A 2,140-nucleotide genomic window follows, 5' to 3' on the forward strand; every position below is an offset into this window, starting at 1 on the left:
ATCTAGTAGTCAAGACTTTAGTCCTTGTTTTCTCAGTACTAAAGTCCTTACGAAATTTCTTAACTTGTCTGGCTAGCCGCCATTGCTATCCCTGCTAAATACCCAGTTGTCCAAGCACTTTGGAAGTTAAACCCACCGGTGACACCATCAATATCTAAGATTTCTCCGGCAAAATAAAGACCAGGAACTAAGCGACTTTCCATCGTCTTGAAGTTGACTTCTTTGAGCTTAACGCCCCCACAAGTCACAAATTCTTCTTTAAAGGCTCCTTTACCTTTGATTAAGTATTGTCCCTGAGTCAGTTCTTGCACTAGTTGATTTAAGGTTTTACTAGATATTTCTGCCCAACGGTCATCTGTAGTGATCCCTGCACGGGCAATGATATATTGCCAGAGACGATGGGGGAGTTCAACGCCGCGATGCAATGCGATCGCTTTTTTTCCCCATTCATCCTTAACTGCTAAAACTTTTTCTCGCACTTGTTCTTGTTGCATCAGGGGTAGCCAATTAATCGATAATTTGGCTTGATAGCGGCTTTCGTGCAGAATTCTCGCACCCCAAGCAGAAAGCTTTAAAACAGCCGGGCCACTCAAACCCCAGTGGGTAATTAACAATGGCCCGGTTTGTTGTAATTGGGATTTTCCGCCCGATGATAACCGCAATTGGGCAGGGTTAACGCTAACTCCAGCTAAAGCCCGCAATTGCGGATCGGTAATATTCAAGGTAAATAACGAGGGTACTGGCGGTTCAATTTGATGGCCTAATTCTTGGACAATTTTATAACCTACAATGCTGCTACCAGTTGCCAGAAGTAAGCGATCGCATTTAATCGTCTCTCCCGATTTGAGAAGAATATCAAATCCCTCATCTGCTGTGCTTCGTTTTACCGAAGTTACGGGTGTACCGATACGGAGTTTTACCCCAGATTTCGCCACCGTTTTAATTAGACATTCCACAATAGTTTCTGAATTATTGGTGACAGGAAACATCCGGCCATCAGCTTCAGTTTTGAGATAGACTCCAGCAGCAGCAAACCAAGCTACTGTGTCTTGAGGGCCAAAGCGAGTTAAAGCACCCCGCAAAGCTTTTGCACCTCTGGGGTAATTTTGCACCAACTCCTCCGGCTCAAAGCAAGCGTGAGTCACATTGCAGCGTCCACCACCAGAAATTAGCACTTTCGCCAATGGTTGACGACTGGCTTCGAGTAAAGTAACTTGGGCATCAGGATTGGCTTTAGCACAAGCGATCGCGCCAAAAAATCCTGCTGCCCCACCCCCAATAACTACGATTCGTAACGGTAGCAAGTTCTAAAATTTCTCAATAGCACGTACTTTACTAGGCTAGCCGTTATCTTCACTATTCAACTAGTTCAAATTGATCTTTTGTAGCTCCACAAGTTGGGCATACCCAATCATCAGGTATATTTTCAAAGGGTGTTCCCGGCGCTATATCGCTATCTAGATCGCCTTCTTCTGGGTCATATTCATAGCCGCAAACAGTACATAGATACTTTGCCATATTCCCTTCCCTTAGTAAATTGTTGGCATTGCTTCAGTAGTGAAGTACCCCACCGCATAGGCGGATGGGGCTTCGCGTCTCACTCGTCGTTGCCACGTTAGGAATTCTTATTGCTAAGAATTCGGGACTAAACCCGATGATGGTCTTATACAACGTCTCTCGGTTTTCACCGTTTATCCTCTCAATAGAGAAACCCGCGCAGCCGCCCTGCTTCCCAAGGCAGTTATTACTTTCTCGTACACTTCTGTGTGGCTTATCTTTTACCGCCTTAGTAGATAGGCGAACCAGTGACCGAAGTCTTTTTCCTTTTCTCACGCTCTTAGTCTTGGCAAGCGTTTTACCGCTACTGTGGCCGTTTGTTATGAGCCGTGTGGGTGGGTCAACAACCGTTACAATGGTAGCACATCCATACTTTATTTGCTACCATGACACAGATTAGTTTGAGGTTGTCTGAACGGGAAAAAGAACATTTGCAGAAGTATTGCGAATTGACTCAAAGAAATCAGACAGAAGTGTTACGCGACCTCATAAGAAAATTGTCAATCCAAGGGGCATTGAACCCCCTTGATTGACCTGCTACCCATCCCCTGAGCTGTAGACGGATGGGGAATTCCGCCGAATT

3 protein-coding genes are annotated in these 2,140 nt (G+C 45.2%); 1 reads left to right on the top strand and 2 read right to left on the bottom strand.

The window, feature by feature from the left end:
- Window positions 1–59 precede the first annotated feature (59 nt).
- Together VB732_RS35860 and rd are read right to left on the bottom strand one after the other, a co-directional pair.
- Window positions 60–1,304, bottom strand: a complete 1,245-nt coding sequence (locus tag VB732_RS35860) for an NAD(P)/FAD-dependent oxidoreductase (protein WP_323235543.1) — start codon at window positions 1,302–1,304, stop codon at window positions 60–62.
- Between the two features lie 52 nt (window positions 1,305–1,356).
- Complete coding sequence (gene rd / locus VB732_RS35865; protein ID WP_323235544.1) at window positions 1,357–1,518, bottom strand: rubredoxin; 162 nt, start codon at window positions 1,516–1,518, stop codon at window positions 1,357–1,359.
- Window positions 1,519–1,943: 425 nt separating this feature from the next.
- On the opposite strand from rd, the gene VB732_RS35870 reads away from it, so the two are divergent.
- Window positions 1,944–2,090 (top strand): ribbon-helix-helix protein, CopG family, encoded by a 147-nt coding sequence (locus VB732_RS35870; protein ID WP_323235545.1) that lies wholly within the window; start codon window positions 1,944–1,946, stop codon window positions 2,088–2,090.
- The last annotated feature ends 50 nt before the right edge of the window (window positions 2,091–2,140 follow it).

This window comes from Nostoc sp. UHCC 0252 (genome assembly GCF_034931145.1).
Taxonomy (GTDB): domain Bacteria; phylum Cyanobacteriota; class Cyanobacteriia; order Cyanobacteriales; family Nostocaceae; genus Nostoc.

Excerpts from the sequence above, each read along its gene's own strand:
- VB732_RS35870 (WP_323235545.1), top strand. The coding sequence starts at position 1,944 with ATGACACAGATTAGTTTGAGGTTGTCTGAACGGGAAAAAGAACATTTG.
- rd (WP_323235544.1), bottom strand. The coding sequence starts at position 1,518 with ATGGCAAAGTATCTATGTACTGTTTGCGGCTATGAATATGACCCAGAA.